The 3,743-nt window shown below is 34.9% G+C and carries 6 protein-coding genes; all 6 read left to right on the top strand.

Annotated features, from left to right (window positions below; translation table 11 throughout):
* Positions 1-299 precede the first annotated feature (299 nt).
* Positions 300-563: a 30S ribosomal protein S16 gene (locus D6734_07880; GenBank protein ID RMF94404.1), complete on the top strand. Its 264-nt coding sequence runs from the start codon at positions 300-302 to the stop codon at positions 561-563.
* A 66-nt stretch (positions 564-629) separates the two neighbouring features.
* On the top strand, positions 630-860 hold the full coding sequence (locus tag D6734_07875; GenBank protein ID RMF94403.1) for a KH domain-containing protein: 231 nt from the start codon (positions 630-632) through the stop codon (positions 858-860).
* Entirely contained in the window at positions 857-1,375 is a 519-nt protein-coding gene (gene rimM, locus D6734_07870; protein ID RMF94402.1) for a 16S rRNA processing protein RimM, read from the top strand. Before D6734_07875 ends, rimM begins: the two co-directional genes overlap by 4 nt.
* Before the next feature lies 1 nt (position 1,376).
* Positions 1,377-2,120 carry a tRNA (guanosine(37)-N1)-methyltransferase TrmD gene (gene trmD / locus D6734_07865; protein RMF94401.1) on the top strand — a complete coding sequence of 248 codons (744 nt, stop codon included), beginning with the start codon at positions 1,377-1,379 and terminating at the stop codon, positions 2,118-2,120.
* A complete protein-coding gene (locus D6734_07860; protein RMF94400.1) occupies positions 2,098-2,685 on the top strand; it encodes an RNA methyltransferase in 588 nt (195 codons plus the stop codon). The genes trmD and D6734_07860 overlap by 23 nt, the downstream gene beginning before the upstream one ends.
* A 374-nt stretch (positions 2,686-3,059) precedes the next feature.
* A partial coding sequence (locus tag D6734_07855; protein RMF94399.1) for a glutamate dehydrogenase occupies positions 3,060-3,743 on the top strand: 684 nt, incomplete at its 3' end.

Here is a 3,743-nt window from a genome sequence, read left to right as displayed (position 1 = left end):
AAGAAGTTGATTTTTTAATAAAAAAAACAATTAAAATTAATTTTATTCTCTCGATTTACTTCCGCTTTTTATCTTAAAAATCAATAAAAAAGCGCCTTCTCTTAACAGATGAGTTTTTTTTTGTCAAGATTATATATCATCTTAGAATCCATGAAAAACATAATAATAGGTTTTCTAAAAATCTTCTTTTCTTTCAGCATTGTCTCTTGACAAAACAATAAAAACTTTATTATAAGTTTCCCACAAAAATTGGCCCATAACAAAGCAATTACGAAAATAGATAAAGGAGATAAAAAAATATGGCAGTTGTAATCAGACTTGCGCGAGGCGGCTCTAAAAAGAAACCACACTACAGAATTGTTGCAGCAGATTCAAGAAAACGCCGTGATGGAAGATTCATTGAAATTTTAGGATATTACACTCCTCAGAATGAAGAAAATCAATATAACTTGAAGGAAGATAGAATCAATGAATGGCTCAAAAAAGGCGCAAAACCTTCAGAAACAGTAAAGTCCCTTCTAAAAAAGGCAAATTTTTTTGAGAAATCTAACACCGCTATCTGATTTTTGAATTTATCTTCAAAGAAATCTTCCAAAAGAAGCCGGTATTGTCATAGGAAAGATTAGACTATGAAAAAACTTGTTTCATTTCTCATAAAATCTATTGCCAAATACCCGGATTCTGTTCATATTGCCGAAAATAATAATAATGGTAATATTATATTCGAAGTAAAGGTAAATGAAAAAGACAGGGGAAGGATAATTGGTAAAAAAGGTAAAACTATCAAAGCAATCCGCCACTTGATAAAAATCAGCGCTGCAAACAACAAAAAAAGAGCATCGGTGGAGCTCATTGAATGAGCAACAGTACTAATATAGAGCGAATATTAATAGGAATAATCAAAAAGCCTCGTGGTAAAAACGGAGAAGTTACAGTCGTACCCTTGACTCTTTATCCCGAAAGATTTCATAATCTGGATAGCGTTTATCTGGAATATAAAGATGGAAATAGGCAGGAAGTCAAAATTGAATCAGTACGATTCCATAAAGATAAAGTTATCCTGAAATTTCAAAAAATAGATACATCAAAGGAAGCATGGGAGCTCGAGAATGCAGAAATAACAATTGATCCCTCAGAAATAATCAATTTGCCCGAAGGATACTATTTTGAACATGATATCTATGAATGTGATGTTTTTGATGAAAAGGGAAATTTTTTGGGGAAAATACATTCAATAATCAAAACTCCCGGTAATGATGTATTTGTAATAAAATCTGCGAAAAAAGAACTGCTCATTCCTGCACTTGATAATTTCATAAAAAAGATAGACATTGAGAAAAAAATTATAACTGTAATCAAACCTGAGTATATCTAAAATGATTGTTCACATTGTTACAATTTTTCCAAATTCCTTTGATGGATATTTGAACCAAAGTATCCTCAAAAAAGCAATCGAGAAAAAACTTATTGAAATTGATATCATCGATTTGCGCGACTACGCTGAAGGCAAACATAGAGTAGTTGACGACTACCCTTTTGGCGGCGAAGCAGGTATGGTAATGAAACCGGAACCGATTTTCAGATGTATAGAAAAAATCAAAGAAAAAAATCCGAAAGCAAAAGTAATTTTCCTTACGCCAGATGGGAAACTCTACAATCAAGAAATAGTGAAAGAACTTTCTAAAGAGGAAGAAATCATTCTTCTTTGCGGCAGATATAAAGGAGTTGATGAAAGAGTTAGGAAATCCTTAGTGGATATGGAAATTTCCATAGGAAATTATGTAGTTTCAGGGGGTGAGCTGCCGGCAATGATTGTTGTAGATTCAGTTATGAGAATGCTGCCGGGGGCTTTGGGAAATATGGAATCTGCAGAATCTGATTCATTTTACAAAGGATTGCTTGGCGCTCCAGTATATACGCGCCCTGCAGAATTCCGAAATATGAAGGTGCCATCTATCTTGCTTTCCGGCAACCACAAAGAAATAAGAAAATGGAAAATCAAAGAATCAATAAAGAACACCCTGTTAAAAAGGCCTGAGCTCATCAATGAAGCAAATCTAAACGATGAAGAAAAAAAAATTTATGAAGATTTAAAAAATGAAGGTCTCAAAAAAAGTTGAAAAAACTCCTCCCCTTTACATTGCCCTAATCCATTATCCTGTTATAAATAAGGATAATGAAATAATTGGGACATCGATTACCAATTTGGATATACATGATCTATCAAGAACCTCAGCAACTTATGGAATAAAGAAATTCTTTATGGTCACCCCCTTCGACGAACAAAACAAACTCCTTGAAAGAATCGTTGAACATTGGACTAAAGGGAAAGGTGCAGAAAAAAATCCCCTGCGTGCAAAAGCACTTGAAACTGTAGAAGTTGTAAAAGACTTTGATGATGTTCTTGCAAATATAAAAAAAGAAGAAAAGAAAAAACCCTTGATAATTTCCACTACAGCAAGAAAAATGAAAGGCGCGCTAAGTTATAAAGAATTAAAAGAACAAATATCTCAAACATCATCACCAATACTCCTGCTGTTTGGTACCGGCTGGGGCATAGCTGGAGAAATTTTGAAAAAATCGGATATCATATTGAAACCAATAGAAGGGAAAAATGGATATAATCATCTATCTGTAAGGTGCGCATCTGCGATTATTATAGACCGGTTGTTTGGAAGCAGATAATTTTCCTCACCAAGAAATTCATTATTATCCTATCAAAATTATTCTATAAAAAAATTTCGCTAACTGCTGAACGCTTTTTGTTTGCTGTCGCAAAACGTTTTGTTCCCATCCTATTCCAATTTGTCCCTATGGATCAATCGTATGGTATCCTTCAAAAGCATTGAAATGGATATGCTTCAATCATAAGTATAGAATGGTATTTAGAATTAGGCGGCCCAATGGCATATGATCAATGGCTCAGTTCAATTCTAATTTTTTAGAATATCTTGGGAAACAGCGAATGAATCTATTTATTGACAGAGATTATAAGTCAAAGGATAATAAAGTTGAGAATTATAGAATTTAGTTAAAACTATCATAAAAGGGAGAAATCAATGAAAAGAAAAAATAGCCCTTCAGGTTTTTTGTCAAATGTGAATTTAATGGTCGATGAAGCTTTATCGGTAATGAAACTTGATAAAGGAGTTGAAGAAGCAATAAAATCCTGCAATTCAATAATTCAGGTTAAATTCCCTGTTCAAATACGCGGGAAAATACAAATATTTACAGGATGGCGCGCCGTACACAGCACACACAGATTGCCTGCAAAGGGCGGAATCCGTTATGCACCGGAAGTTGACCAAGACGAAGTGGAAGCGCTTGCAGCTTTGATGACATACAAATGCGCAATAGTAGATGTTCCCTTTGGCGGGTCAAAGGGAGGTTTGATGATAAATCCCCTTGAATATACGCGGGAAGAATTGCAGCGCATTACACGGCGCTTTGCAATGGAGCTTGCAAGAAAAGGTTTCCTAAGTCCTGCCAAGAATGTGCCTGCGCCAGATATGGGTACAGGACAAAGAGAAATGGCTTGGATTGCAGACACTTATAAGCATCTTTATCCTGAAGATATCAATTATCTGGCGGCTGTTACGGGAAAACCAATTCATCATGGAGGCATTCGAGGTAGAGTCGAAGCGACAGGAAGAGGTGTGCAGTATGCACTGAGAGAATTTTTTCGTCATAAAGGCGAAGTTAAAAAAGCAAAGCTCACTCAAAGTCTTGAAGGCAAAAAAGTT

It is taken from the genome of Candidatus Schekmanbacteria bacterium, assembly GCA_003695725.1.
GTDB lineage: Bacteria > Schekmanbacteria > GWA2-38-11 > GWA2-38-11 > J061 > J061.
This window is presented reverse-complemented; position numbering and strand designations above follow the sequence as displayed.